Raw genomic sequence first — 25,257 nt, 5'->3', positions numbered from 1 at the left:
TGAGCTATCAGAACATGGCACCGTGCTGGGTTCAGATGAGCCAGGAGATCACCTCGCGGGGCTGGCTGAGCCACACATCAGGAAGCATCTCAGTACCGGGATCCGCGGGACTGCGGACTGACTGCCGCGGAACCAGATGAATCGGATCAGGACACCAGGCTGCACCGAGGCTGAGCCAGCCCCTCTGATTTGGGCAAACGAAATCTTTGGTTGGATTATCAGCGATGGCGGCGTAGCGCCGATTGGGCCACAGCCTTTCAATCTCTAGAAAACGCTCTGGCGATGGCTTGGTGGATTGCCACTCTTCTGAGATCAACACCCGCAAATGCTGGAGGCCGACAGCCTGAAGCTTGAGTCGCTGACTGATTGATCGACCATCTGTGAGCACAACCAACTGAACACCACATCCCTGGAGGTCACAAAGAAGCTGCCCAATTCCTGGTAGAAGCTCAAGAACAGGAGTGTGCAACCGGTACACCCAGAGCAACGACTCTGCCACTGAGGACGGCAGCCCAAGCAGGGCACAGGCATGACCCCAGAGATCACTGATGCCGTTGCGGTGGGCTGCCACCAGCACACCAGCCATGGAGCAGGAATGCAGGGATTCCAAATGTGACTCAACAGCCGCAATCCCGGAATACAGATACTGGCGTTCAGAAATCAGGGTGTCATCCAGATCAAGTGCCACCACCCAACGGCTGAGGTCAGGCATCGGCGCGAAGAACCATGCTGTCGTATCGCAACATCAGCAGATCAGCCTGCCAGTCATCAATTGAGGAGGGAGTCTCACCAAGCAACCATTCGCGAATCAACAGCTCGGGGAAATTGACGCCAGCGGCATGGCTCAGTGGATAACCTCCACCGAAACGTGGATTGATCTCCACACCGAGCAGGCGATCGCGCTCGGGGTTGGTGAAGACCTGCACGGTTAAACAGCCCCGAGCACCTTGAATCCGTTCAAGGCAAGGGCGCAGCAGGGAAATCACACCGTCCTTTCGGGTGATGCCTTTGCTGATCTCGCCACCGCGGGTTTCCAGCCTTTGGCGGGGCACCATCGCCAGGAGCCGGCCATCGCGGCCATACCAGGCATCCACCGTGTATTCCTGCCAATGGGGCGGAATCAGCTCCTGGAAGAGGTTGCGGGGATCGCTGCGCTCCGCCGCGGTGAGGTGGTGTTCGCTGGGAATGGGCCGAACGCCCTGGCTGCAGCTGCCATCCACCGGCTTGAGAAAGCAGGGGAAGCGGAGATGGGCCGGATCCAGCACCGCTGGGCTGGGCAGGCCGATCGCCGCGAAGAGATCGGCGGTGCGGCGCTTATCGCGGCAGGCGGATACGAGTTCCGGCTCGCTGATCAACACCTGCACATCGGCTGCCGCGAAGGCCGAGCTGGCCTGAGCGAGCACCAGCAGTTCCGTGTCGATCGTGGGGATCACCAGCACTACCCCCTGCTCCTGGCACAGCGCGAGAAGGGCATCGGGGAAAGCGGGATCGGTGACCCTTGGCATGGCATAGGCGCCATCGGCCAGAGCGCAAGCCGCAGACAGATCTGGATGAAGGTCGGTGGCGATCACACGGGCTTCAGGCCCCAGCAAGCTGCGGGATGCCTGCTGCAGAGCCTGGAGCAGCTCCACGCGGCGACCGGCACTGGAGAGGAGGAGTGTGGGCGGCGGATTCATCGATGAGCGCACCCCTGCCAGCGCTGCAGGGCCGTTGCGTGCCAGGCGGGGTGAAGGGCAAACACATCACCGCCAGGACTGGCATAGGCGGGGAGCAGTTGGCCCGCCGCATTGAACAACTGATAACCACAATCATGGCGAAGCAACTGGCCGATCTCGCCGTGATCGACCTGGATCTCCACCATCAGGATCGGCGGCTTGCGCTGTTGGAGTAATGGCAGGGCACCTCGGAGTACGGCTAGCTCATGGCCTTCCACATCGATCTTGATCAACTGGGGCAGGCATTGCTGGTGCTGGCACCAATCGGTAAGACTCACGGTGGGCACCGTGACCGTAGTAGTGCGAAGGGTGACGCCTGGTGTGTGGGCAGCAGTGATCTGCAGGCCACGAAAATCGGCTACAAGAGAGTTGTTCTGACCGGTAATGTTGTCGAGATGGAAGGTGGCAGAGCCGTCTTGATCGGAGCAGGCTGCTTCGATCAATTGCACGTGTGCTTTACCGGCGAGGTTCCGTCGGATGTAAGGAAGGTTGTTGGGGCCAGGTTCAAAGATCACCAGCTGGCCGCCCTCACCCACCAGTTGGGCTAAATGCAGGGCGGTATAGCCGATGTGGCCACCAACCTCCAGCACGCAATCTCCGGGTTGCAACAAGGCGGCGAAGGCGACCATTTCCGCGCGCTCGCGGTCTGCCCCATGAAACCAATAGCCCTTGTGTTCAAACAGGCTCAAGACGAGCGGTTCACCGGTCCAGTGGTGGCGTACGGTGATGTCACGGTTGATCGCCTTAAGAAGTGGCAGCACCAGCTTGCGCAACTGAGGATTGCTGTAGAGCGATTTCAGGGGATTCACAAGCGGAGACAGTCTGGAGGGGGAGCGCTGCCAAGCAGCCATTGGTAGAGGCCCACTGTTTGTGAGGCCACCGAAGGCCAGCTGAACCTTTCAGCCACCAGCTGGCGCCCGGCCTGCCCCATCGCCGCAAGCTCAGCGCTCCTGCTCAGGGCAGCGGAGTGCCAACGCCGCAACACCGGCAGCAGTGCCTCGGGATCCGGAGGCGCCTGCCAGGCGGCACCAGCATCGAAGGCCTCCGGAAGGTTGCAGGCGGATGAAAGCAAACACGGCAGCTCCCAGCTCATCGCCTCCAGAGCCGCCATCGGCAAGCCCTCACTGAAGGAGGGGAGCACAAAACCCCGGGCATGAGCCAAAGCGCTGGCCTTTGCGGCACCGTGCAGGGGGCCAAGCACGCACACCTGCGGAATGGGAGAACGCAGAAGTTGATAGGCCAGTGCTCCGCCGTCCCCGAAGCCAGCCAGCACCAACCAGGACTGATCGCCATAGGCCGCCCCCTCACGCAGTCGTGCCCAGGCACTGAGCAGGGGGCTGATCCCCTTCTTGTTGTGAAAACGGCCCAGGAACAGCAGCACCGGCGCGTCTTCAGGCACGCCATGGGCGAGCCAGGGGGCGCGGGGAAGCGCAGCCCTGGCTGCGCCAGTGATCTGGGGCAAGGCCACACCGTTGGGAATCAAGGCGATCGGGGCGGTGATGCCAAGAGCACGAATCGCATCGCGCTCAGCGGTGCAAAGCGCCTGCAGACAGGAGGCGCGCTCCACGCTGCGCTGCTCACCGGCCCACCAGAGCAACTGCTTCAGGGCTCGGCGTCGCTGCCAGGCCCAGGGATCGAGCATGCCGTGGGGGGCAACCACCGTGGGAACGCCTGAGCGACGCAGGCGGCGACTGGCACGGGACGGTGCCAACCAGAGACCATGGCTGTGCACCACATCGGCTCCCTGACAGGAGCGCGCCAAGGCGCTGGCTCTGCCAATCGCCGCGACCTGATCGGCGCCTAGGGCGGTGGCATCCATCCCAGCCTGCCGCTGCGCCAGTTCAAGCCCGCGTACGGCAGTGGCCAGACCAGCCGCAGATTCAGCGAGGCTGGGCAGCAGGTGCTGAACGCGGATCATGCCTGAGCACAGGGCGACTGATGCGGTAGTAGTAAAAGAACAAGGGCAAGACGGTGAAACCGAAGAGCATCACGACCTGGGGCAGATAACCGCGACTCACCACCACATACAAAAAGGTGACTGCACAAACGTAAGTGACCTGGGCGATCGGTTCCTGACGACGCCAGAGAAACCAGAGCCAGAGACGACGACAGAGCCAGCCAAGGAGCAGATAACCAACGATCAGCGCCGGCCAGCCGCCCATTAAAAAGTATTCGGCGTAATTCAGAAACGCAGCGCCCGCATTATGCACAGAGCTGTTGTAGACGACAGCCGTGGCGTCTAACAGGTAAGCAGCGCTGTCCTTGCCCGGTAGGAGTTGCGAAGGGATTGGAAAAAGCACCGTGTTGACCAGAGGAGTGATCCCCACATACGAGATATCAGAGGGGGTGAGGGCCATAACACCTCCTGAGGTGAGAAAGATACCCGATTCTCCAAAACCAGCCAGCACCAGATCCCAGAAACCAAGGCCTTCTATACCAGACAAATTCAAACCCCGACCGTAGCTCCGGGTCAAACCGATCAAGCCGGCCAGACCCAACAAACCAGCCACCGCAGGGATCACCACACCAGCACGAGGCTGGCGCCCCCGAGCCAGGTAGAACACCAACAGAACGCCTGAAAACAACAGGGCGAGTCTGTAGCGAAAGCCGAGTGTGGTGTAGATGCCGCTGGCGGCGATCAGCCAAAGCAACAACTGCAGGCCTCCTCGGCGTTGACTGGCCCAGACCGCGGTGAGCAGCAGAATGCCTGGAATCAGAAAGTTCACAGCAAGGCCGGCATAGTTAGCGAACGGCCCGAAATCCAGACCCCGGCCCACAGCTTCGACCTGTCGCGCCGTAAGGGGATTGAGCAGAAACAGCAGGCGTGGACCCGTGAGCAGTCCAAAAAATGTGATCCCTAAAACGTTCAGGGTTTGCCCGAGCCGCCAGGCCTGTCTGGAGTCAAAGCCGGTGCTGCGACGCGGCGGCGGCAGCTGTTGACGAATCAGACCATAGCTCACAAGAAAGGCAGCGAAAGAGATCGCAGCGCCCTGCCAGGCAATCTCCATCCCATAGCGGAGATCTACACCGCGATCAGTCCAGTCACCCTGTTGCAAAGCATGCAAGGGACCAGCAACGGTGTAATACAGGAAGATCACACTGAGCATCACCGGTGGCTGAAACCAGGCGAGGTTTTGCTGCGGCTGAGACCAACACCAGACAAACAATCCAAGGATCTGAATCAGCACCAGCACCAGCCAGACCTGCTCGCTGAAGCTCAGCAGTGAAGGATCATTCATCGCAGACTGAGCAACTGTGCCGCCAATGCGGCGCGACGCGAGAAACGCGGTTGGGAGATGGCGCGATTCACGGCCTGAGACAGGCCGTGAGCGAAGCTGGCGGGGGTGAAGGCCTCCAGGCGCTGCCGAGCTGCTCTCATCATCGCCTGCCTGCTTTCGGCTGATTGCTGCTCGGCAGCGTGAAAGAGCGCGGTGAGTTCGCCAGGTGCTGCAGGGTCGAAGCACCAGCCGGTGCTGCCGTGCTCGATCAGATCCACGGCGCAGCCGCAGGCGCTGCTCACCAGGCAGGGCAGGCCGGCGGCCATGGCCTCGTTCACCACCAGGCCCCATTGGTCGCTGCTGCTGGCAAGTACGAAGGCGCTGGCCTGGCCGTAGAGGCGGCCCAGCTCCTCGAGCTGGGCGAATGGCTGCAGCTGCACGCGGGCGGGGTCAGGCAGGTCACGGATCTGAGCAGCGATGGCGGCCTTCAAGGGGCCGCTGCCCACGAGCTGCAGGCCCCAGCTGCCGCCTTGGCGCTGGTAGGCACCGAAGGCCTGGAGCAAGCCGCTGTGGTTTTTCTTCTCAACGAAGCGGCTCACACAGAGAAAGTGGGGCTGGCGGGGTCCGGCCTGGGCGGCGGCGGCCTCGAAGAACGCGTGATCCACCACATCCCAGGGTTGTGCGATCGCAGCCAAGGGAAATCCCAGGGTCTCCAGATAGGCCCGGCTTTCGCTGCCTGCCACCACCGCCGCCGAATAGCCGCGCAGCAGCTGGCGTTTGAGCCACTCCTTGGCGGCCGTGCGCGGTTCATCACGCCGGCGGCTGTCGCTCACAATCACCAGGGGGATGCGGCGGCGGTGGGCGGCCAGCAGCAGGCGCTGGTAGGCCGGATCGGCCCAGCCAACACTCACAATCACATGGGGCTGGCAGCGATCGAGCAGACCCGCCAGCTGACCATCCAAGTGGGCCAGGGGGGGATCAGCATCGGGATCGGGAGCACCCCTGAGGCACTCCAGGGCGTAGGGGCCGGCGGGATTAAAACGCCAGGGGTATTCCTGGGATTGGGGCCGGGTCTGGAGCACCGTGAGCTGAAGGCCGGTTTGCGCTGCCGCCACGAGGCGCACCCGGTGGTAGGGGCCGACGCGGTGCAAGGCAAAAAGCACCTGCATGCTCAACCCACACCCAGAGCCGTTAGCAACCGCTCGCCATAGCAAGCCCAGGTGAAATCTCGGGCAAGCTCGCGGGCGGAAGCACCTATCAGCTTGCGCAAGCCGTGGTCCTCCAGCAACAGTTGCAGGCGATCGGCGAGTGCCCCAGCATCGCGAATCGGCACGATGAAACCATCCACTCCATCCCGCACCACGGAACCGCAGTGGGGCGTGGTGACCACGGGTACCCCGCAGGCCATCGCCTCCAGGTGCACCAGGCCAAAACTATCCGCCAGGGTGGGCAGCACAAAGATGTCCGCCCGGCGGAACTCCTCACGGATCTGGCTGCGGGGCACCTGGCCCAGATAGGTGGGGCCCTGGAACAGTGGGTGGGTAACATCCACCTGGGCCGGGCCAGCCACGCGGCACTCAAAGGAGAGCCCACGGCGTTTCAGCAGCCGGCAGGCTTCCGCCAGCACATGGTTGCCCTTGCGCAGTCCCACCTGGCCCACAAACAGGATGCGGCCGGGCTGCGGATCGTGCACCAGCTCAAACCAGTGCTCGGGGATGCCATAGGGCACAAGGCTGATCTTTCTCGGATCACAGCCCAGGGCGATGGAGCTCTGGCGGCAGTAGTCGGAGGGCACCAGCACCTGATCGCTGAGGGCCCACTTCTGCCGGTCGCGGGCGATGCCGGCCTCCACCACCTCCTCCGGCTCGCCTTCGGGTTCGATGCCGGGATAGCGGCGGCGCTCCTCCAGCAGGATGCGGCCCACATCGGCGCCGATGATCAGCTCATGCACCACATGCAGGCCCTTGTCTCTGGCCTGGAGAACAGCATCGATGTCGTTGTTGATGAAGTTGGTGTAGAGAGCATTTGCACCAGCGAAGCGCTCGCGGCAGGCGCGCACCAGCACCAGGGCATCGCTGCGTGAACCTCGGCGGGCCCAGCTCAGGCTGGCCAGAGGTTGGTCGCGCACCAGCTGGCGGGGCAGATCATCAGGCAGCTGGCGGCCCAGCAGGCGCTTGAGTGGCTTGGGCTGGAGCGCCGGAGGCCAGAGCGCCTGGAGCAGCTGCAAAGGCCGGTGACTGCTGTGCAAGTCGGTGTAGAACGCCGATAGAGCCCTGGCGCGGGCCAAAAGGGCTGGCACGGCGTAGTGCATGCGGGCCCCGGCCTGTAGCACGGCATAGCGGCGAGCGGCATGTTGGGCTTCAGCCATGGCTGTTACTCCAGCTCGCACAGCCGGCGCGCCACCCAATCCACCGCACTGGCATGGATCGCCAGCACGTTGTCGCCGTGGCGCGGGGGCCAGCGGCCTTGGGTATCGGCGGCATAGGGCACGAGGGTATTGCTGAGGGGGCGATAGAGATAGAAGCGGTACTGCCAGCGCGAAGGCATCCCCTGGGCCGGGAACAGGTCCGGCTGCTTCTGCAGCTGGTGGCTACCCCAGGCGCCACTGCGCCGCAGGCAGCGGGCCAGGGCTGGCAGGACGCCGGGGGCGCGGTTGGCAGGGGAGCTCCAGATCGTGCGCAGGCCGCAGGGAACAAGGAGGGCAGGGCGGCAAAAATGGCTTCCAGCTAGCCCGTTCATCTAGCCAGGAGAGAGTGATGATGGCGGAGGTCTGGTCCCTGCAGGACGCCAAAAATCGATTCAGTGCGGTGGTGGAGGCGGCACTGGGGGGCAGGCCGCAGTTGGTGACACGGCGCGGCCAGCCCGCGACGGTCGTGATCGCTGCCGCCGACTAAGAACGCCTCAAGGCGCTGGAAATGCTGCACCAACCTAGCCTGGCGGAGCTGCTGCTGGCCCTGCCCCCGGACGACGAACCGTTTGAAGCAGCCGAACTTGAGCCGCGCCCCTGGCAGGCCGAGCCGGAGCACTGAGGGGAGCTCGTGATGCTGCTGCTCGACACGATGGTGCTCTCGGAACTGCGCAAACGCGATCGCGATCCAGCGGTGGTGGCCTGGTTGGCGCAACAACCGCCTAATGCTCTGCACCTGAGCGTGATCAGCATCGGAGAGATCCAGCGAGGCATCCAGCTCAAGCGCAGAAGCGATGCCTTGTTTGCGGCACGGTTGCAGCGCTGGCTTGACGACCTGCACAGCCTCTATGGCGAACGGATCCTGCCGATCAACACCGCCATCGCCCGGCGCTGTGGGCAGCTCGCCGCTGACATCGGCCATCCCGGCGCCGACATGATGCTCACGGCCACGGCGCTCGAGCACGGCATGCAGGTGGTGACCCGCAATGAACGGCATTTCCTGCCCACGGGCGTGGGCCTGGTGAACCCCTTTCGCCGCGACTGAGCCGAACCACCTCAAGCCTGGGGCTCCAGCAGCCATTCGATCGCCGGCTGCCAGCGCACCCTGCCGGCGGAGCCAAGGACCGGCGGTTGCAGGTCGAGGCTGAGCACCAGGGGCTCGGCGGAGCGGCCCGCAGCGGTGGCAGTCAGCTCCAGCAGGGAGGTGAGCTCCCGCTCCCGCGTACGGGATCGATGAGGCTGGTACACACCTGCACCAGCAGCTGGCGACCATCGGGGAGCAGGGCCAAGGCATCCACCTCGCGGCCGTTCTCGCTGGGCAGGTAGCAGAGTTACGCACCCCGGCGCTTGAGCTCCACAATGACCGCTGTTTCCAGGGGGTGGCCGAGGTTGGCACGGCCGCTGCGGTCGTAGAGCGGGATGAGGCCAGCATCAATCGGGTAGAGCTTGCGGGGCAGGCTTTGCTGCCGGCGCAGGGAACCACCACCGGCAGCCAGGCTGATGACCAGAAACGCCTGTCCAGGTGTTGCACCAGTTCAGTGAGATGTTCGCAGCTGATGGCCAGGCCCTGGGAGCGCATCGCCTGGTGCAGTTTGTTCACGCTGAAGGCCCCACCGGCATGGGCGAGCAGCTGGCGCACCAGCCATTGCAGCGCCAGAGGATTGCGGATGTTGGGGCGTTTCATCACGTCGCGCAGCACCGTGCTGTCCACATAGCTGAGCAGCAGTGCCCGGCGGCTGCGGGCATCAAGGCCCTGCACCTCGGGGAAGCCACCCTCCAGCAGATAGCGCTCCAGGTGGTGTTGGAGCAGGGAGCGCTCAGCGCTGGACCGCCTGCGCCGATCAACCGCTCATCCTCCAGGCTGATCCAGGGAAGACCCGAGCGCTCCATCCCAGAAGCAGCGAGGCGTCCGGCAAGCTCCTGCCAGAGCAGGCTGGTTTTTCCCGTGCGGCGCATGCCGATCACCGCCAGCACCTTGCCGGGCACCCGGGGAATCCAGGTGTCCCACCTGGTGAGAGCCGGCAGGTGCATGGCGATGCCATCGACCAGGTTCTGGTGCAACAATCGCCGCAGGTTGTCGTCCATGGCGACAACCTAGAGGGCTTTCTTAACGCGTAACACGGCAAGTTACCGCGGAGCCGTCACCCCGCCCACAGCTCAGCCAGCTCAATGGAGAGGCCGGGGAACAGCGCACCGGCATCGAGGGTGACAGGCTGCAGACGCTCCGGCGGGTTGCTGGCATCGCCGCGCCAGATCTCCACGGCCTGCTCGGCGGGCAGCAGCAGCCAGCCGAGCTGGGCGCCATTGCGGCGGTAGAGCTCCATTTTCCGGCGCAGGGCACTCACGCCACGCGGACCCTCATCTGAGGGGCTGGCCAGCTCCACCACCAGATCGGGGCAGAGGGGCGGGAAGCTGCGGCGCTGCTCCGGGGTGAGAGCCTGCCAGCGCTCCAGCCGCATCAGGGCCGCATCGGGGCTGAGCACGGAGGAATCGGGCAGCCAGAAACCAGTGGAGCTGTCAAACAGCTTCAAGGGCAGGCCGCTCTGGCGGATCGCCAAACCCAGCTGCACCAGCAGGGCGCTGTTGCGACTGCCGGTCTCTCCTCCGGTGGGTGTCATGGCGATGAGATGTCCATCGGCGGCGAGTTCCAGCACTGCCTCGGGATTGGCCTGGCACACCCGCTCAAACTGCTCCGGAGTGAGCCGCAGATCCCAGGGGAGCTGCAGGGGAGCCGGCAGATCGGCAACTGAAGGTGATGGGGGCGCCAGGGTCATCGCACCAGGGCCGGTTATTCCAGGCTAAGGGGATTGGAGAATTGCCGCCAGCTGCTCCACCGCAGCATCCCAAGTGAACTCGCGCCAGCGGAGTGCCAAAGCGTCTCGCCAGGCGATGTACCCCTCGTAGGGGTTCAAGCGGGCGGTAATCCAGTCAGCTACCTCAGCAGCGCTGGGGTGGGCCGGGAAAAGCTGACCGCTACCAGCATCGGGCAGGGTGGAGGCAATCCCACCCACGTTGTGGGAAATCAACGGAACCCCCAATCGAAGGCATTCAAGATTGGAGCGTGGAGAGGCCTCCGCCTCCGAAAACAGCGTGCCGAAGTGCCAACTGCGCAGCTCGGCTACGAAGCGTGCTGTGTCGGTCTGTTTGTTGATGAAACTCAGGGGCTGCAGAGCCGGGTGGGGTGGCAACCGGGCCGGATTGGGTCCGATGGCGCGGATCACAGCGGGGATGCCGCGCTGTTGCAGCGCCTCGGCCAGCTCCAGCAGAAAGAGCCCACCTTTGCGTTGCCACTCCTTGCCGAGAAAACCAAGCCGCAGAGGCTGCGCTGCGCTGGGCGGGTGTGGCAGTGCGGCTGGCAGCAGCTGGGCCAGCTGGGCCTCATCGAGGTTGGCGCCACCGGGCACCACATGCACCTTGGCGGGATCAATGCCGTAGTCAGTGATCACCGAATCAGCGGCCCATTGGGCCATACACACCACCTTGCTCGCCAACTGGTAGGCGCTGCATTCGCGCTTCAGAAGTTTGCGCTGGTGTGCATCGGCAATGCGTTCGCCGGCCCCATAATCCTCCAGGACCTGACGAGTGGTGGCATCGATGTAAAAGGCAACACGCCAAGCAGAGGGCCAGGGGTGGGACGGCAGCAATGGGAAATGACTGAGCAGCTCCAGGGGCTGATCGGCCGGGAGCTGTGCCTGGGCAAGGAGAGCCTGCGTAAAGGACTCGCTGTACTGAAAACCGCCTGGTTTGCCGCTCAAAAGCAGCTGGCGCAGGTTCCAGAAACGGCGCTGCCAGTGCAGCTGTTCAGGCTGTAGAGCCAGGCCGCCCTCGAATAAACCCCGCTTGAGCCCGGCTTGGAGCAGGAAATAGGGCGTGTTGCTAGCGGTGGCAAAGTTTGTGGCATCGCCGCAGCAGAGCAACTGGCGGGGCCGCGTGGGTTGAACGGGAGCTGTAACACTCATGACGTCAACAGGCTGTACCAGCGCTCCGCGCAGTGGACGATGTCGTATTGAGCGGCATGGGTGACGGAACGCTGGGCTAAAGCAGATCGCGCCTCAGGCTGGGTCATCAGCTGATACAGGCGGTCGGACCAGGCCTGGTCATCACCCGCTGGTAGCAGATCTCCAGCCGCAGCATCCAGCAGCACCTCCCGACAGGCCGGAACATCGCTGGCCAGGATCGGCAGCCCCGCCGCCATGGCTTCGATCAACACGATTCCAAAACCTTCGGCAGAGGTTGTGGAAAAGGCAAAGATGTCGGCCTGGCCCAACAGTTCGGGAATATCGCTGCGACGACCAAGAAAAACTTCAGATGCATCCAGCCCTGATTCGGTCGCCAGGGCCTCCAGCCGATGGCGATCTGGTCCATCGCCCACAAGTTGTAACTGCCAGCCGGGCTGTCGGGCCGCTGCAAAGGCTCGAATCAGAGTGCTCTGATTCTTGATCGGATCGAGCCGGGCCACCATCACCACCCGGCGAGGATCGCCGGGGGGGCGCTGGGCGCGGGAGGCGGCCGCACGGTCTGCAATGGCCGCGGTATCGCAGCCGTTAGGAATTACCGGGCCCAGGCGCAGGCCCCGCGGCAGGGGCTGCAGCGAATCAACAATTGCCTGGGTGCAGGGCACAGCCACCACGCCCAGCCGCTGAAACCAGCGCAGTAGGCGGTGCCAGGTGCGTAGACGCTGGGGGGCAGCTGGAGCGGTGTTACCCAGATGTACCGCCAGCCGGCGAACCCCGGCCAGACGAGCACCAAGGGCAAGCCAAAGCATCGGTCGGTTGCAGGGGTAGATCAGGAGCGCATCTAGCCGAAGACTACGGCAAAGCCGGAAGCTGCGCCAACCAAGAACAACGCCATCAACTCGAGACCAATCGTATATTTTTAAAATAAGATTTGAATTATGAAGCCTAAGAAATGGATGAGCGAAATCTACAAGACCCGAATCTGCGTTTAGAAGATAAGATTGAAAATACCCGTCCCCTTTGGCACACAAAAGCAGGGCAAGCGAATCAACCCCTCCGTATTGCAAGCCTTCAAGAACATGAAGCAATCGCAAGCGATACAAAGAACTCGATAATATCACGACATCTTGAGGCGATTGATCAAAACTCGCTTTAGAATGCCAGGAAATGCAGAGAGATAATCAAACAGGGGTGCTCGCGTTAAATCACGCAATCGGTCGTATGTATACGGATGCACAACATCCAACAAGGGCCCAGCTTCTTGAGCACAAGCCCTGAACACGTCAATCAGATCAGAGCGAGACTTGCTGCAATAGACAATAATGTTCTGCCTGTAGTACTCAGAAACCTCTTGATGATTCCAGATGAACGGTCTGAGAATGTCAAAGGGGACGAAATCATGCTTATCGAAAAGATCACACCAATAGCTTTGCCATTGCTCGTTCACATGATTACTGCCTCCTTGACCTGGAATAGCAGCAGAGAACATGACAACATCGCCAGCTCTCGTAAGGCTTCCAATAAAATCTAAAGCGGAGTCTTCACACAGGTGTTCTGCCACCTCAAGGGACACAACCAAGTCATACTTCCTACCTAACGCGAGATCCTCAGGCGCCTCAAGATCACAGGAAATAAATTTGCCAATCAGGCTGGGCGGAATCACCTGCCTCGCATACTCGCCATCTACTCCAAGATAATCATCTATATTCATTTCACTACATGCAACACCCCAGACACAGTCGCCACTTCCGATATCGACTACAGAGGTGAAATTGTATAGAGCTTGCAGACGGGAAAGCACAATCCGAGCACTCTCAAGAGCCGCCACTCTTTTTGAGCTGTAGAATTCTTCATTGTAATGCGGGTTGTCGATGACTTGCATTTGGATTCAGAGAGATTTGAAGTCAGTGAAAACAGGGAGTGGAACTCTTAGTCTCGAGCAGAGTTGATGAACGTTGGCAGTGGAGACGTGAATTATAACTAGAATTAAAGATAGCAAGTGAACAACAACTTCTCTGTACCGATTGGTATTAAATCGAGTGATACAAGGCATTGATATGCACGACATGAGGGCAGCTGACAACTATTGAATAATCTCAGACGAAACCAAGTTCCCTCCCGTAGGCTTCAGCCATTGCAGTGACGCTGAAATTGCGCAAGGCCCATTCCTTAGCGGCAACTGCACGTTGATGAGTAGCAACCGGGTCATCAAACACCTCGCGGATCCCATCAGCCAGCGCATCAGGAGAGGAGGGCTCCACTAACAACCCATAAAGGCCGCTATCGAGTACCTCGCGGCAGGCGCCCACATCAGAGGCCACGATCGGCACGCCTGCCGCCATCGCTTCCGCCAGAGCGATCCCGAAGCCCTCATCGGGGCGGGCGGAGAATACGAACAGATCCAGCTGGGAGAGCAGTTCCGGGATGTCGCGGCGACTCCCGAGCAGCTGCACCCGATCGCTGAGCTGCAGCTCATGGATCAGGGCCTCCAGCTGGTGCCGGCGGCTGCCCTCACCGATCAGCCACAGCTCCACAGCCAGGCCTTGATCACGCAGCAATGCCGCGGCTCGGATCAGGGTGGATTGATCCTTGTGCCCCTCCAGCCGCGCCACCATCGCCAGCCGCGGCGGCTGGCGGACACGGGCGGATCGATGCACAGATGCAAAGCGATCAAGATCGCAGGCGTTGAACACCGTCCTGGTTTCGCGGGTGCTCACCCCGAAATCACGCACGGTTGCGGCGCGGATGTACTCCGAGCAACAGAGCAGCCGAGAGGTGAACGGCCGGCCTAGCTGCACCAGCAGCTTGAACTTGCGAAAGGCAGTGCCGGTCCACACGGGAGGCAGGTTGCCCACATGGGCGCAGAGGCACGACACCCCGGCCAGCCGGGCGCCGATGGCGATGAACGCATGCCAGCCCAGGGGGAAGCTGAGCACGGCCGAAGGTCGGCGGCGTTTGCAGAGCCTGTAGCTGAGCCAGGCCAGGCGTGGGTAGCGGCCCAGGCCACTACCGAGCCTGAAGGTGTGAATGGGGATTCCCAGGGCCTCGAACTCAGGCCGCAGGTCGGTTGGGTGGCCACGGAGGCAGAGCAGCTCCACTACTAGCCCCTGCTGCTGCCAGTGGCGTGCAAGTTGCAGTGCAAGCTGGGGACAGCCTTCAGCGACAAGGGAAGTGAGAACGATAAGTACGCGAGTCATACAACCGGGAATCCGGGAATTGCGAAATTGTTAGATTTGCCATGAAAGAGATAAGCCGAATGGGCTCACGCCAAAGAATTCCGAAGCGCCCTTATGCCAAAAGAATTGAGCAAGTCAATCAATCAATGACGCAGACACAGAGAGAAGGACGAATCTGAATGCAGGAAAAAATGCGATAATCGCGCGAAACGAAAGCGCAGAAGAAAGAATTATCCAATAAAAACACTTGCTAAAACATCGCAATAAGCTAAAAACCCAAACTAGAGACATCTACATTATACTCATGATGCAGACGGGACATTGAGGGAGATAAAAGCTGGCGGTAAAAAATGAGATCGGCCTCTGGCATGCTGCCTAAGAAAAACGGGAGATTATCAGGGGTTTTAGTGGGCAGTAGGCCAATCTCAAGACTCCTAAGAGCGACCTTCAGTCGTTGAGGAAATAATGACGCGATTTTAGCCATAGGGGTTCTACGAAGGTGTTCGAGACCGGAGTAGACCATCTCTCTTGTCTCGCCCTTCGGATTCAGGTCTAGCCCAGATGGAGTATCAATAGAGGGAAAAGATGAAATCTTTTGAAGAACCTTAGTGGGACGGCCCTTTAACTCATCAAACTTTAATACAAGCAAATTGCCATCATAGAAAAATTTCCTGTAAAAAGAAAGCTGCAGGCAATAATCGCTAATCGAAGCGAGTTCATAGCATTCAATCGGCGAAGGGGCTTTAAGGCCGCTTCTCAGATATGAATTTGTCGCCCAAGGGCTAGCGTAATGAAAGTTGCAATGAGAAAGAATCCGCTCAATAGGGTCGCGAAGAATATAAATCAGCTTAACATTATGGAGAGTGGATTGAATATAAGATGCTGCAGAAGGGAATTGAGGGTATTTTGTATAGGCTGTGCTTGCTTCCAAGAGCAATGCATCTTCAGGCAGGGGGGCATCGCTGGATGACCTAAAGAGGGCCAGATAGTCGCTAAGATTTTGGGAACAACCTGACGGTCCCGAAAAAAAAGTTTGGCTCCTTATCAAAGCTACAGGGTATGACACTCGGAAACTGAGTTAACCAGTGGTAAAGACTGGTAATTCCTGACTTGGCAGACCCAATAATAATCGCATGTCTCATGGGGAAATAGATTGAGTGATTGCACCTCACACTTGGAATGGTGCATTACCAGATTCAAGACCAAGAACTCGCATAGCAGAGCTCTTATTCGCATGCAGTGCTTTAGCCAGACGAGGAAAACCAGAGATTCCATTGCCTGCCCGCGCTACATAGAGATTCTTGCTAAATGCCATGGCAAAGAGGTCGCAAAATGTGCTTACAGTACGATCTTCCTGAGATCCTAGATTTGAATAATGAATGGGAGCAGGATTGCCATCCAGACTAAGAGGCCGCAACGAAAAGACTGGACGCAGACTTGATAGGCGAGCGACAAAAGAACGAATAACACGATCGGAGTCTGAGCAGACGAGAAGTGGGCGATGGGTATTTTTTTGGGCTATAGAATCTAGGAGCACTTTCCAATTTGCCTGTATATCAGAAAATCTTACTTGAACACTGTCGTAACACTTAGGAAGACTGGCAATCTTTTTAACAACACTGCTCCTGTACGGTTCCTTGAGCTGGAGTCGCCGCAATAAGTCAAACCCAAAGCCACCACCTCTTCCAACATGAACCAGCATGTCGCAAGGGTAAAGGCGATAAACGTCAAATGTAATATATCGCTTAGGACCTTTATCAAGATATGTGCCAAGGTCTGAGTCTTCGGATTCGATGTAGTGTTGGGCTTCAAGGGGATAAAAGCTTGCAACGCCATCGAAGAGCTCATGATAGTTTTTATTGATAAATTCAATGGATTCAGGCCAACCGCTGAACACATCATCAAGCGGACCAATAGATGAGTACTTTGAACCGATGTAGAGCTGGCGAGAGGCTCTCAATGAATATCTGTAAAAGCGCAGCGTGGTACATAGCAAATCATTAAGACCGCCGCCAGGCATGCAAAGAATGGTTTTGCCAGGTTGTGGGCATATTCGCCGCGCTTCTCTTAAACGATCATGAGCCAGCTTGAAAGTGCCAATCGTTGACCTGATGCGAGTGGGCAGCTGGGGCATTGAACTCAGAAATATAATGATAAAGCTATGAGGGGGCAGCTATGAAAAAAGCACTACATGCAGCGGTTTAAACGAGATCAGCTTTAGGCATGGGAGTTGTCTGCAACTTTGGCGATACCTCAATTGTCTCATCGTAATAGCCACACCAAAAGAGTGCTCCCACTGCAGAGGGCGTCAAGGATGAGGATGCTCTCCAGATACCCTTGACTTCAATACCTCTGAGACCAGATATAATAGACATAATTCGATAAATGCACAAAAGGGCAATAGGCTTCATTGTTCATTCAACAAAGAGTTCATCCAAGGAGTAAATGCGTTTGGTCGTTTTTAGCGATGAATCATTCGCCTGCAAATACTCCCCAAGAACATAAGTAGGTATACCAGCAAGCTCTGCGTCAATAAGCCTAGTTAATATTCCGGAAGTTTGAGGCTGATAAACAAGTACCGCCTTACAGCTAGCCATTAACTGACAAAGAGATTCACTCGAGACAGCTCCAAGAACATGAACATTCTGTGGAGCGTCATCACGAAATACATCTGTACCATATCCGGCTAGAACAAACTCTTTAGATGGGCAACTCGATCGTATCAGCGACAAAAGTGATTTTATGCCTTTTTTGGTGGGGATATTGCCAGCAGATCCTAGAATAAGAATATCTCTCTTAACTGTATATGTGCGCATAGCACTAATCATAAGGAGCTCTTCGCGATAGCCTTCAACGGGAGAATATGGAAGGACCGAGACATTAGAAGCTCCAAGGCATTTTATTACCGCGGCATCAAATTCTGAAATTGCGAAGATTCTAAGAGCTTTTGTGTATATATAGCGTTCGACATGGTATTCGCTGGCTGGCGAAGAGAAGTACTTCTGCGCTTGGCTAGGAACTAAGAACTCAACGTTCTGAGGGAATACAATATACTCGCGGCCTGATGCAGCCAGCAAGGCTGCCAATAACATTGTCTTCCCTGATGCAAGCTCGATCGAGATCTCAGAGTGAGGAGACTCTTGTAATTTATGGTCTAACCATGCACCCTCTATCAGGGTAACAATAAATCCTCTGAGTGTAAAGTGTCTTAGGCCAATTTTTAAGATATACTGAAAATATTTAAATACAAGAGGTACGCGGATGATAGCCTGGCGAAGCGCAACATTGTTAGGAGGAGGATTGATAGTCCTCTTGGAGGCTTGCTTTGCTAAGGAATGGAGTTGCATGCTCCGATTGGTGCCCCCGTGCCTATTCTGCCCAAGACTAAAGGCCAAGATGTGCATTGATTTGGAAAATCCTGAAGAACTCAGTTTTGAATTACCAATGAGATTTCGCGACCCTGAGATCGCCCTCGGTACATGGAATGCTGCAACAGACCGCATGCGGTGACGCGTGGTAAGACTGGGATCAGTTCGTGCAGTGGCCTGACACCAAGCGCGAGGTCGGCTCCAAAGGAGTTCACGCGAACGACCAGCCAGCTGGTTTCTCAGAGTTACCGCCAGGGTTGATTCAAAGTATCAAGCCGGCTTCTCGTGCGGTTGGCGGATGGCGGGTGGCCATTGCCAGCAGTGCCGTGATGTCATGCATCACTGCCTGCAGGCGGTCGCGGATCGAGTCGAAACCGGCCAGGCGCAGCAGGTTGAGGCCAGGGGTGCCCAGCGCCGCCATCACGCCGGAACCGTTGCCGCGGTAGCGGTGGTCGTCCTCATGGCGCTGGGTGTCACGAATCCAGCGCCAGCTCTCGATACTCCAGTGCTCTCTCTCCAGCCTGAGCAACGCTTCTGGGGTCGTGCGCAGACTGGTGAGGAACCGGTGCGTGGCCTTCAACGGCTTGCTGTCACGGATCCCGGTAGCGATCACCTCGGCGATCCAGCTGGTGCCCTGCCATTTGGCCTTGATGTGCTCCGAAGCTTCTTTCTCCCTCAACGTCCAGCGGATGTCACGGCGATGGCCGATCTCGTGATCCGTTGCCACGAAAGGGATGTGGCGCTTTCCAAGCAGCTGCGCGGCGATCTGGCGGTAGAGCCTCTTCTGGGTGAAATTGACCGTCAGGAGGAAGTCGGCCACCTGCTCCGCGAGCTGCCGAAAAACATCTCCCACCCAATAGGGCAGGGCTGCCTAAAAGTATGATCAAGCCGTGGCTAGGTGCGTCGTCACACCACCAAGCGCCAGCATCCCCATGATATCGGGGGCCAGCTCACGGAAGCCATGGCGGACTGAGCGGTATCCGCCATGGCGTAGGAGGTTCATCACCACGGTTCGCAGGAAGGAGAACACGCCGGCACCGGTCTGATTGGCGTAGCAGTGGGCGTCCTCACCGAGCTGCGTATCGCTCATCCAGTGCCAGTCGTTCTCAATGCTCCGTCGCTGACGGATCAAACGCAGCAGGGCATCTGGGGTGGTGCGCAGGCTGGTGATGAATCGGTGGCAGGCGATGTCACGCTTGCCTTTGAGGGTCGTGCTGCTGGTGATCACCTCCACGATCCAGGCGCTGCCTGGCCAGTTCGCCTTGATGTGCTCAGGCGCCTCTTTGGCCTTGAGTTCCCAGCGTGTCTGGCGTCCGTGCCGCTTCTCGACATCCGTTGCTGCGAAAGGGATCTTGCGCTTTCCTTCAAACTGGCAGCCGATCTGCCGATACAGGATCTTTTGTTTGGATTTGACGGTCAACAGGAGGTCGGCCCCCTGCTCCAGGCACCAGCGAAAAACGCCTGTGTCGTGTGCAGTGCGTCGGCCTGGATCAGGACGCCATTGAGATCAAGCGTGCTGAGCAGCTCCTTGAGCGCTGCCTTTTCACTGGATTCGTGGGTGTCATAGGTCGTCTGGGCCAACGCCACCCCAAGGGCTCGGGCGTAGACGGTGACCTGGGCAACGAACCGGTGGTTGCCGTCTTCTGTCTCGATGGCGGAGCCCCGCAGGGTTTTCCCGTCGCAGACCAGTTGGTCCAGACTCTCGGCACCACCTGGGATCTGGCTGATCATCCAAGCCTGCAGCACCTGGCCGAATTCCTGCAGTTGGGCCTTATTGAACAGGTAAAGGAAGGTGGCGTCCGAGGGCCAGCGCTTGAAGTTCAAGCCCAGGGTCTGGTTCAGCGACTCCCGGTGCCGCTACTGCTTCGCAGAAGCCTGCGGCTAGGCGAATGCCTCCAGATCGCGGGAGCTCCTGCAGCCGCTCAAGATCCCCAGCACAGCAACCAACAGAAGGAACCACTGCGGTTAACGAACCTCTCGGGGTAACGGCCATCGGGCATCGCCTTGAGAAAGATGATCAGATCGAGATCGGTTGAGGCAGAAACGCTTTGGAGCACTGAGAGGGAGCAATCCCACTGACCTCAACCCATGCTCGCAGCCTCGGCAAGAATGGCTGTGACACACTTTGAATCAGCCCTGATATCTGCAGCGGCGCGGCGGCTACCGCTCGATCCACCAGGGATTCAGAGAGCTGGCCTACGACATCAAAGGGATGCTGGCGCTGGGGGGCATGACGATGGCTGGGGTCACGACTTGATTCGTACCTTTAGGAAGCCCTGGAACTGATAACGCTTGATCCGCTGCCCGTAAACCAGGCCAGGCTGCTCACCATTGCAGCGAGGACAGCGGAAGCCAACAGGCCAGCGCGCCTTCTCAAATGAGAGCTCACATGGCTCTTCTGTGCCGTACAGTTTCTGGAACACAAACAGCAAGAGTTACTTCTTTAACTGGATGCCGTTGCGCGCTAGTGCGTGAGCAGAACTTGCGTACCAACCCAGCCGGCGTGGCGGCGAGCGCGGAGTAAGCTGGATAATCAAGTTATCGGTTTTGCCGAGCAACTAAGGCTAAAAATTAATTACTAGAAAATCCATATGATCGAAGAATCTGTTTTAGCTTAGTCAGCAAAGCTAGGTTGAAAGAAACAAAGCTTCTCCTTCTACAAAAAGGTTGACCGAAGACCTCCAAATAGGCTTTGTCCCAATGCTCCAGGAATGAACGCGGATGGCGGCTGTTCCAGGGCTTTCTTGCGCCGTCGAGATGGATGATCACAGCATTATCCAAGATCTCCTCGACCGCAAGAAATCGACGCGTATGATCACATAGATTATACCAGACTGGGAGCCTCTGCCACTCATCCTGGATTGCAATGTTTAAAATATCTTGATCCCACCATTTAATTCGATCACGATGGTTTTTCATTACGCGAAGAAAACGATTAGACATATTCAGATCCCGCCACTTCGCCAAAGGTACAATAAGAACGCCAGCCTGGAAATAGGAACCACTACAAGGTCCCCAGATCCGAAGACCATTTTCTGGTGAACAGTGATCAACGGCTCCAATGAGCTCATGTATAGGCTCACGAAATAAAGATGAAGCCGAGCGCAAGGCTAACATATCGGAATCGAGATATACTGCATAATCTAAGCTCTCTGGCAAGATATCAGCGATAAACAGTCGATAAAAAGATGCAATTGAAACATGATCAGATTCTTTAAGCGGAAGATCTGCCGGCAGGAGGTCCGACATGTCAAGGAAAGTCGCCTTGCGTTGATAGCGGGCAAGAAACTGGCCAACCAGGTTAATTTGTTCGTCACCTAGAGACTTAGTATGAAGTATAAATATTGGAATGCCATGTGGAATGCTTTCAGTAATCTCTAATGAATGGAAGAACACCTGAAAAGGCATTACATAGGCGTCGTCAACAGAAAAAACGCAAGCAGTTGTCATGGTATAACGTGAATCAAATAGATTGAAGCAATCATAGGCAGTTGCCACACTTGTTACAATGAATTTTACCTGTAATACTTGAAGTACAATAGAAGGGATGCTGCTGCTTTCTGTGATAGAACGCTGTACACTGATTAAACAGATAAAAGAATGAACCTATCTGTTTTGGAATATGGCTAGGCGACAATATCATGAGCCATAACTCTTAAAAAGGATGAGATAGCATTTGCAAATTCAAACCTAAGGAATATTACTTAATGCTCATTCAGAATCAGAGGCATTAAAGCATCAGTTAATAATCAAGTCAAAGCCTCTCGAAGGCCCAACCGGGGAAGTACATCAACTTTTCCGCCAGGAGTTGCATTGATTAATTGACATCCATGATTGTCCAGAAATTTCTTAAAATAGATAAACATGCCTCTACAGTGCTTCTCATACGAAAAGGATGGCCATATATTGGGAACACCATCGACGAAATGTGATGCCCCGGAATAATCCATATCGACTCCTATAAGTATAATACGCTTAGCCCCATAAAAGAAAGCGATTTGAATCGCACTAAATATGACGCTATGGCCATAGAACAAGCCCTTTAAGGGTGATGTAGAAAAACCTAAGCCCATATCAACCGCCGGGACCAAGCTTGAGCAATCTCGCTTGAATATCAACTTAGGTGCAAAGTATAAGGTCTCCTTGGTTTTACTATGGATAAACTGGGCGCTAGTTAAGTCATGGCTGCCCAGCAATAATGGTACACCTAAGCCGTCTAATGAAGGGGCAATTTCTTGCAGCCTATGTGAATCTTGGATAACCAGCTCAAAACCCCTTGCGTTAATAATATCTAACAGTTCATAAGCTCTGTTCGTCCCTATTAGAAGCTGCCCGTTCAGAGCGCTGATATCAGTATTGTTAAGAGAGGGACCATTCCCAATGCAAACAACTGTTTTTCCATTCCACTGATGCTTTTTTAGTGCCCAAGATTTGGAAGATTGATAAGCATGATCAAGAAATGTTGTAGATTCAGATAAGTTTAATGATGGAAGCAGCTTGCGCTCTTCAAATGCATGAAGCATTGTACTGATATATGTTTTAAAAGACCTGCAGTTTGCAATTCGTGGGGACAGGAGTTTGATCAACTTGATTAATTAGTAGAAGTATAAACGAAGCAAGCTTGCCTCCATGGGATTATACATTGCCCATGATGATTGGTCTCTGACTCTAGGAATTATAATTATGGTCTCGCTTTTTGGCTATTATCATTCAATGAATCTGTAGAGATTGCATGATTCACAGGGTGCTCACCGCCGCACCGCCGACCACGGCCGCGCGGATCGCCACCAGCTGCGTCAGCAGGAGCTCCAGCCTGTGCAGGGGCACCATGTTGGGCTCGTCGCTGAGGGCCTGCTCCTGATCCGGGTGCACCACCATGAACAGGCCGTCCACGCCCATGGCCACCGCCGCCCGGGCCAGGGGAGGCCACAAACTCCCGGTGGCCGCAGGAGGTGATGCCGCGCCCGCTGCGTTGCTGCACAGCGTGGGTGGCATCAAAGATTACCGGGCAGCCGGTGGCCTGCAGCTGGGGCAGGCTGCGGTACTCCACCACCAGGGTGTTGCAGCGAAAGCTGGTGCCGTGCTCGGTGAGCCAGAGCCGGCCGCTGCTCGACTCCAGGCCGCAGTCGGCCAGCTTGGCCACCACCTAGGCAATGTCCCACGGCGCCAGGAACTGGCGTTTCTTCACGTTCACCACCTCCGCCGCGCCGGCCACGGCTTGGGAGCATCCAACATATGTCTACCACCTGCAGGCAGCGAAAGATTTATATATCAAGAAGAAGATACTATCGCCTAGTTTTATCCGCAACAAACAGTAAATCGCCGGCAACGTTAACAGATTCAAGCTTGTTGTATTTAACAAAGCGTTCCCATTCTCTCAGCTCTGACCACCCCGACACAAACACAAAATCAAATCCTGCTCGTTGAGCCGCTTCATAGTCATACCGACTATCACCCAAGAAAAGAGCAGGCTTTTTAATAGTGCCGCATGCCATCTCGCGAGCCAGGATTGAGTCCTTATTGTCGGGGCTGCCAAAAATCCCCCCATTAAAGAAATGATCCAGACCACGCGCTGCGAAGATTTCCCGCAGCTCAGCTTGGTCACCACCAGAAACAATGCACCAATTTGCATGTGCGGTCTTCGCGCGCAGGGCTTCTAACCCCTCAGTCACACTGCAAGTCATCAGCCCACCACGCACGGCCTGCGCATAACTGGCCAGGAGTTCATCGAGACCAGGCCCATCAACGCCTGGGACTGCTCCTGGGCAGTGCTCAGGAAGAATCGCATCAAGAAAGTGGGCAAATTTTCGATGACGGGAAATGCCCCCATTCGCAACATGATGGCCGACAAGAGCCTCTGCAGCGTTTACCCCCCAAGGTAGTGCTGCACTGTGGAAGGCTTCAGTCTTCATTCGGTTGGAGTCAAGAACGACACCATCGCAGTCGAATAGAAGAGTTGAGTAATTCTTAATATTAATCATTGACTAGTAAACATCCTTTAAAGCCAAGGCCATAGAATAGTCCTGCTCATCATCAATATCAATCCCTGAGATTTTACTTACAACATGCATGAATGGTTTAGAACCGAGAAAATATCCCTCACAAAGAGTAGACTCTCTATCACGCATATACAGACCATTGGTGACCCTAAAAAGCTCAGGCAGCTCTTGGCTAATCGTATGATTGCGGTTGGCTTGATAGTTGAGAGGCGAGCCATGCTGCCAGAGATAATCTTTTAATCTGTTAACGGAGACCAAGCTGTCATACTCTTTTTTGATGCAAACCTGTTCAAGAAAGATATGAAACGCTTGAAAATACTCCTCGGGCTTCATCAAAGGCACAACTACCGTCACCCATGCAAAATATTTAGTAGGAAGATCAGATACCACTCCTGATATAACTTCGCTGAATGAAGCTTTGTGCCCGTCACACAAATGAGTACTACGAGGCAAATACTGAACGCCCATCTTCTCAGCAATGCTTGAAACTCGTTTAGAGTTTGAACTAATAAAAATTCGATCTGAAGGATGTATCCGAAGAACCTGTAAGATTTTCCATTCTAGAAGGGTAGAATTATCTCCAAAGGGAAGATATATTTTCTCGTGAACTCTGCTACTTCCTTCTCGAACGGGAATAACTATTGAAATATCTTTAAGGGATGGTTTTAGCATTGGCGGCTGCTCTTTAGGTTCGATAATGCCTCCCCGAAGAGACTAACGTCAACGGAATAAGACAGATAATTAACTTTTAAAGTACGGTAGCGCGATAGCGAGGATGGTGAATCGCAAAAGATTCCCAAAGCTTTTCCACTCGAGACAACTGCAGTTGAAATCTCATCAATAAGCTTGAGTACATCTGGAGAGTCTACTTCTCCAGGCTTGCCAATCGACTGGGATAGGTCGTATGGGCCAACAAAGAGAACATCAAATCCTGGAACAGATAAAATTGACTTTATATTCCTGACTCCTTCTACTCCCTCCACTTGAAGAACAAGTAATGATTCATTTGATTGAGTAAGATACTTGAATTTATCTTGTGAACCAAAACGAGCAGCTCTTACAAACCGGCAGACACCTCGGCTCCCTAATGGATGAAATCGTGCAGCAGAAACTGCTTCTTTGGCCTGCTCAGCGTTAATAATATTTGGCACTTGGATACCGTCGGCACCACTGTCGAGTGCAGAACCAATAGCATGGGCATCAACACTAGAAACACGGATAATTGAAGCCATATTGGTCAGGCTGGCAGCTCGCACATGGTTATGAATGGTTTCCCAACTTGCAGGGCCATGCTCAGTATCAAGAATAATAAAGTCGAGGCCTGCATATCCAGCTGCTTCTACAAATGAGCTATCCGTTGTTTTGCTAAAAATGCCTATACATACCTGGGAGCTAAGGCGTGAGCGGAGGGTCGCCAT

At 56.5% G+C, this 25,257-nt stretch carries 29 protein-coding genes and 1 pseudogene; 2 read left to right on the top strand and 28 right to left on the bottom strand.

Annotated features, from left to right (window positions below):
* Window positions 1-31: 31 nt before the first annotated feature.
* The 8 genes from CB0205_RS14510 to CB0205_RS0108005 all read right to left on the bottom strand — a co-directional run bounded on the left by CB0205_RS14510 (window position 32) and on the right by CB0205_RS0108005 (window position 7,672).
* On the bottom strand, window positions 32-712 hold the full coding sequence (locus CB0205_RS14510) for an HAD family hydrolase (protein WP_010316311.1): 681 nt from the start codon (window positions 710-712) through the stop codon (window positions 32-34).
* On the bottom strand, window positions 705-1,676 hold the full coding sequence (locus CB0205_RS0108035; protein WP_010316309.1) for an ATP-grasp domain-containing protein: 972 nt from the start codon (window positions 1,674-1,676) through the stop codon (window positions 705-707). Before CB0205_RS0108035 ends, CB0205_RS14510 begins: the two co-directional genes overlap by 8 nt.
* Complete coding sequence (locus CB0205_RS0108030; RefSeq protein ID WP_010316307.1) at window positions 1,673-2,524, bottom strand: FkbM family methyltransferase; 852 nt, start codon at window positions 2,522-2,524, stop codon at window positions 1,673-1,675. Before CB0205_RS0108030 ends, CB0205_RS0108035 begins: the two co-directional genes overlap by 4 nt.
* The gene (locus CB0205_RS14505; protein WP_010316304.1) at window positions 2,521-3,633 is read right to left on the bottom strand and encodes a glycosyltransferase; all 1,113 of its coding nucleotides are present in this window, start codon (window positions 3,631-3,633) and stop codon (window positions 2,521-2,523) included. The genes CB0205_RS0108030 and CB0205_RS14505 overlap by 4 nt, the downstream gene beginning before the upstream one ends.
* The gene (locus CB0205_RS0108020) at window positions 3,596-4,822 is read right to left on the bottom strand and encodes a hypothetical protein (protein ID WP_156797880.1); all 1,227 of its coding nucleotides are present in this window, start codon (window positions 4,820-4,822) and stop codon (window positions 3,596-3,598) included. Before CB0205_RS0108020 ends, CB0205_RS14505 begins: the two co-directional genes overlap by 38 nt.
* A 128-nt stretch (window positions 4,823-4,950) precedes the next feature.
* A complete protein-coding gene (locus CB0205_RS0108015) occupies window positions 4,951-6,102 on the bottom strand; it encodes a glycosyltransferase family 4 protein (RefSeq protein ID WP_043705749.1) in 1,152 nt (383 codons plus the stop codon).
* Between the two features lie 2 nt (window positions 6,103-6,104).
* Window positions 6,105-7,301, bottom strand: coding sequence for a glycosyltransferase family 4 protein (locus CB0205_RS0108010; RefSeq protein ID WP_010316298.1), 1,197 nt, complete (start codon window positions 7,299-7,301; stop codon window positions 6,105-6,107).
* Between the two features lie 5 nt (window positions 7,302-7,306).
* Window positions 7,307-7,672: a hypothetical protein gene (locus tag CB0205_RS0108005; RefSeq protein WP_010316296.1), complete on the bottom strand. Its 366-nt coding sequence runs from the start codon at window positions 7,670-7,672 to the stop codon at window positions 7,307-7,309.
* A 20-nt stretch (window positions 7,673-7,692) separates the two neighbouring features.
* Here CB0205_RS0108005 and CB0205_RS16510 point away from each other — a divergent pair, with 20 nt between their 5' ends.
* Both CB0205_RS16510 and CB0205_RS0107995 read left to right on the top strand, forming a co-directional pair.
* A complete protein-coding gene (locus CB0205_RS16510; RefSeq protein ID WP_083797926.1) occupies window positions 7,693-7,827 on the top strand; it encodes a type II toxin-antitoxin system Phd/YefM family antitoxin in 135 nt (44 codons plus the stop codon).
* Window positions 7,828-7,974: 147 nt separating this feature from the next.
* Complete coding sequence (locus CB0205_RS0107995; RefSeq protein ID WP_010316290.1) at window positions 7,975-8,385, top strand: type II toxin-antitoxin system VapC family toxin; 411 nt, start codon at window positions 7,975-7,977, stop codon at window positions 8,383-8,385.
* An 11-nt stretch (window positions 8,386-8,396) separates the two neighbouring features.
* Here the strand turns inward: CB0205_RS0107995 and CB0205_RS0107990 are convergent, their stop codons facing one another.
* The 20 genes and pseudogenes from CB0205_RS0107990 to CB0205_RS15320 all read right to left on the bottom strand — a co-directional run bounded on the left by CB0205_RS0107990 (window position 8,397) and on the right by CB0205_RS15320 (window position 25,257).
* Window positions 8,397-8,588 carry a hypothetical protein gene (locus tag CB0205_RS0107990; protein WP_010316288.1) on the bottom strand — a complete coding sequence of 64 codons (192 nt, stop codon included), beginning with the start codon at window positions 8,586-8,588 and terminating at the stop codon, window positions 8,397-8,399.
* Between the two features lie 435 nt (window positions 8,589-9,023).
* Window positions 9,024-9,425: a hypothetical protein gene (locus CB0205_RS15980; RefSeq protein WP_010316285.1), complete on the bottom strand. Its 402-nt coding sequence runs from the start codon at window positions 9,423-9,425 to the stop codon at window positions 9,024-9,026.
* A 56-nt stretch (window positions 9,426-9,481) separates the two neighbouring features.
* Window positions 9,482-10,114: a Uma2 family endonuclease gene (locus tag CB0205_RS0107980; RefSeq protein WP_010316283.1), complete on the bottom strand. Its 633-nt coding sequence runs from the start codon at window positions 10,112-10,114 to the stop codon at window positions 9,482-9,484.
* Window positions 10,115-10,138: 24 nt separating this feature from the next.
* Window positions 10,139-11,299: a glycosyltransferase gene (locus CB0205_RS0107975; RefSeq protein WP_071777961.1), complete on the bottom strand. Its 1,161-nt coding sequence runs from the start codon at window positions 11,297-11,299 to the stop codon at window positions 10,139-10,141.
* Entirely contained in the window at window positions 11,296-12,105 is an 810-nt protein-coding gene (locus tag CB0205_RS0107970) for a glycosyltransferase (RefSeq protein WP_010316280.1), read from the bottom strand. The genes CB0205_RS0107975 and CB0205_RS0107970 overlap by 4 nt, the downstream gene beginning before the upstream one ends.
* A gap of 308 nt (window positions 12,106-12,413) precedes the next feature.
* Window positions 12,414-13,178: a hypothetical protein gene (locus tag CB0205_RS14495; protein WP_010316278.1), complete on the bottom strand. Its 765-nt coding sequence runs from the start codon at window positions 13,176-13,178 to the stop codon at window positions 12,414-12,416.
* A 214-nt stretch (window positions 13,179-13,392) separates the two neighbouring features.
* Complete coding sequence (locus CB0205_RS0107960) at window positions 13,393-14,493, bottom strand: glycosyltransferase (RefSeq protein ID WP_029626225.1); 1,101 nt, start codon at window positions 14,491-14,493, stop codon at window positions 13,393-13,395.
* A gap of 247 nt (window positions 14,494-14,740) precedes the next feature.
* Window positions 14,741-15,403: a sulfotransferase domain-containing protein gene (locus tag CB0205_RS15345; protein ID WP_198001919.1), complete on the bottom strand. Its 663-nt coding sequence runs from the start codon at window positions 15,401-15,403 to the stop codon at window positions 14,741-14,743.
* 237 nt (window positions 15,404-15,640) lie between these two features.
* A complete protein-coding gene (locus CB0205_RS15975; RefSeq protein ID WP_156797878.1) occupies window positions 15,641-16,606 on the bottom strand; it encodes a hypothetical protein in 966 nt (321 codons plus the stop codon).
* 280 nt (window positions 16,607-16,886) lie between these two features.
* On the bottom strand, window positions 16,887-17,819 hold the full coding sequence (locus CB0205_RS15970; RefSeq protein ID WP_156797877.1) for a hypothetical protein: 933 nt from the start codon (window positions 17,817-17,819) through the stop codon (window positions 16,887-16,889).
* Between the two features lie 283 nt (window positions 17,820-18,102).
* Window positions 18,103-18,693, bottom strand: coding sequence for a hypothetical protein (locus CB0205_RS0107950; RefSeq protein WP_010316270.1), 591 nt, complete (start codon window positions 18,691-18,693; stop codon window positions 18,103-18,105).
* A 30-nt stretch (window positions 18,694-18,723) separates the two neighbouring features.
* Window positions 18,724-19,260, bottom strand: a complete 537-nt coding sequence (locus CB0205_RS0107945; RefSeq protein WP_010316268.1) for a hypothetical protein — start codon at window positions 19,258-19,260, stop codon at window positions 18,724-18,726.
* A complete protein-coding gene (locus CB0205_RS0107940) occupies window positions 19,257-19,664 on the bottom strand; it encodes a hypothetical protein (protein ID WP_010316266.1) in 408 nt (135 codons plus the stop codon). Before CB0205_RS0107940 ends, CB0205_RS0107945 begins: the two co-directional genes overlap by 4 nt.
* A gap of 502 nt (window positions 19,665-20,166) precedes the next feature.
* A pseudogene (locus CB0205_RS16505) lies at window positions 20,167-20,272 on the bottom strand (transposase); the annotation flags it as partial.
* Window positions 20,273-20,411: 139 nt separating this feature from the next.
* A complete protein-coding gene (locus tag CB0205_RS15335; protein ID WP_071777958.1) occupies window positions 20,412-21,290 on the bottom strand; it encodes a glycosyltransferase family 8 protein in 879 nt (292 codons plus the stop codon).
* 299 nt (window positions 21,291-21,589) lie between these two features.
* A complete protein-coding gene (locus CB0205_RS15965; RefSeq protein WP_156797875.1) occupies window positions 21,590-22,363 on the bottom strand; it encodes a hypothetical protein in 774 nt (257 codons plus the stop codon).
* A gap of 214 nt (window positions 22,364-22,577) precedes the next feature.
* Window positions 22,578-22,835, bottom strand: a complete 258-nt coding sequence (locus tag CB0205_RS16345) for a hypothetical protein (RefSeq protein WP_198001918.1) — start codon at window positions 22,833-22,835, stop codon at window positions 22,578-22,580.
* Window positions 22,836-23,125: 290 nt separating this feature from the next.
* Window positions 23,126-23,821 (bottom strand): HAD family hydrolase, encoded by a 696-nt coding sequence (locus CB0205_RS15325; protein WP_010316257.1) that lies wholly within the window; start codon window positions 23,819-23,821, stop codon window positions 23,126-23,128.
* A gap of 3 nt (window positions 23,822-23,824) precedes the next feature.
* Window positions 23,825-24,511: a cytidylyltransferase domain-containing protein gene (locus CB0205_RS0107915; RefSeq protein ID WP_029626224.1), complete on the bottom strand. Its 687-nt coding sequence runs from the start codon at window positions 24,509-24,511 to the stop codon at window positions 23,825-23,827.
* Entirely contained in the window at window positions 24,505-25,257 is a 753-nt protein-coding gene (locus tag CB0205_RS15320) for an HpcH/HpaI aldolase/citrate lyase family protein (RefSeq protein WP_010316252.1), read from the bottom strand. The genes CB0205_RS0107915 and CB0205_RS15320 overlap by 7 nt, the downstream gene beginning before the upstream one ends.

Origin of the sequence: Synechococcus sp. CB0205, from assembly GCF_000179255.1 — a bacterium.
Classification (GTDB): Bacteria; Cyanobacteriota; Cyanobacteriia; order PCC-6307; family Cyanobiaceae; genus Vulcanococcus.
This window is presented reverse-complemented; position numbering and strand designations above follow the sequence as displayed.

Bases quoted from the DNA above. Each gene is read 5' to 3' on its own strand.
- CB0205_RS14510 (WP_010316311.1), bottom strand. From the start codon at position 712: ATGCCTGACCTCAGCCGTTGGGTGGTGGCACTTGATCTGGATGACACC.
- CB0205_RS0108035 (WP_010316309.1), bottom strand. From the start codon at position 1,676: ATGAATCCGCCGCCCACACTCCTCCTCTCCAGTGCCGGTCGCCGCGTG.
- CB0205_RS14505 (WP_010316304.1), bottom strand. From the start codon at position 3,633: ATGATCCGCGTTCAGCACCTGCTGCCCAGCCTCGCTGAATCTGCGGCT.
- CB0205_RS0108020 (WP_156797880.1), bottom strand. From the start codon at position 4,822: ATGCTCAGTGTGATCTTCCTGTATTACACCGTTGCTGGTCCCTTGCAT.
- CB0205_RS0108015 (WP_043705749.1), bottom strand. From the start codon at position 6,102: ATGCAGGTGCTTTTTGCCTTGCACCGCGTCGGCCCCTACCACCGGGTG.
- CB0205_RS0108010 (WP_010316298.1), bottom strand. From the start codon at position 7,301: ATGGCTGAAGCCCAACATGCCGCTCGCCGCTATGCCGTGCTACAGGCC.
- CB0205_RS0108005 (WP_010316296.1), bottom strand. From the start codon at position 7,672: ATGAACGGGCTAGCTGGAAGCCATTTTTGCCGCCCTGCCCTCCTTGTT.
- CB0205_RS16510 (WP_083797926.1), top strand. From the start codon at position 7,693: ATGGCGGAGGTCTGGTCCCTGCAGGACGCCAAAAATCGATTCAGTGCG.
- CB0205_RS0107995 (WP_010316290.1), top strand. From the start codon at position 7,975: ATGCTGCTGCTCGACACGATGGTGCTCTCGGAACTGCGCAAACGCGAT.
- CB0205_RS15980 (WP_010316285.1), bottom strand. From the start codon at position 9,425: ATGGACGACAACCTGCGGCGATTGTTGCACCAGAACCTGGTCGATGGC.
- CB0205_RS0107980 (WP_010316283.1), bottom strand. From the start codon at position 10,114: ATGACCCTGGCGCCCCCATCACCTTCAGTTGCCGATCTGCCGGCTCCC.
- CB0205_RS0107975 (WP_071777961.1), bottom strand. From the start codon at position 11,299: ATGAGTGTTACAGCTCCCGTTCAACCCACGCGGCCCCGCCAGTTGCTC.
- CB0205_RS0107970 (WP_010316280.1), bottom strand. From the start codon at position 12,105: ATGCTTTGGCTTGCCCTTGGTGCTCGTCTGGCCGGGGTTCGCCGGCTG.
- CB0205_RS14495 (WP_010316278.1), bottom strand. From the start codon at position 13,178: ATGCAAGTCATCGACAACCCGCATTACAATGAAGAATTCTACAGCTCA.
- CB0205_RS0107960 (WP_029626225.1), bottom strand. From the start codon at position 14,493: ATGACTCGCGTACTTATCGTTCTCACTTCCCTTGTCGCTGAAGGCTGT.
- CB0205_RS15975 (WP_156797878.1), bottom strand. From the start codon at position 16,606: ATGCCCCAGCTGCCCACTCGCATCAGGTCAACGATTGGCACTTTCAAG.
- CB0205_RS15970 (WP_156797877.1), bottom strand. From the start codon at position 17,819: ATGCAACTCCATTCCTTAGCAAAGCAAGCCTCCAAGAGGACTATCAAT.
- CB0205_RS15335 (WP_071777958.1), bottom strand. From the start codon at position 21,290: ATGACAACTGCTTGCGTTTTTTCTGTTGACGACGCCTATGTAATGCCT.
- CB0205_RS15965 (WP_156797875.1), bottom strand. From the start codon at position 22,363: ATGCTTCATGCATTTGAAGAGCGCAAGCTGCTTCCATCATTAAACTTA.
- CB0205_RS16345 (WP_198001918.1), bottom strand. From the start codon at position 22,835: ATGCCACCCACGCTGTGCAGCAACGCAGCGGGCGCGGCATCACCTCCT.
- CB0205_RS15325 (WP_010316257.1), bottom strand. From the start codon at position 23,821: ATGATTAATATTAAGAATTACTCAACTCTTCTATTCGACTGCGATGGT.
- CB0205_RS0107915 (WP_029626224.1), bottom strand. From the start codon at position 24,511: ATGCTAAAACCATCCCTTAAAGATATTTCAATAGTTATTCCCGTTCGA.
- CB0205_RS15320 (WP_010316252.1), bottom strand. From the start codon at position 25,257: ATGGCGACCCTCCGCTCACGCCTTAGCTCCCAGGTATGTATAGGCATT.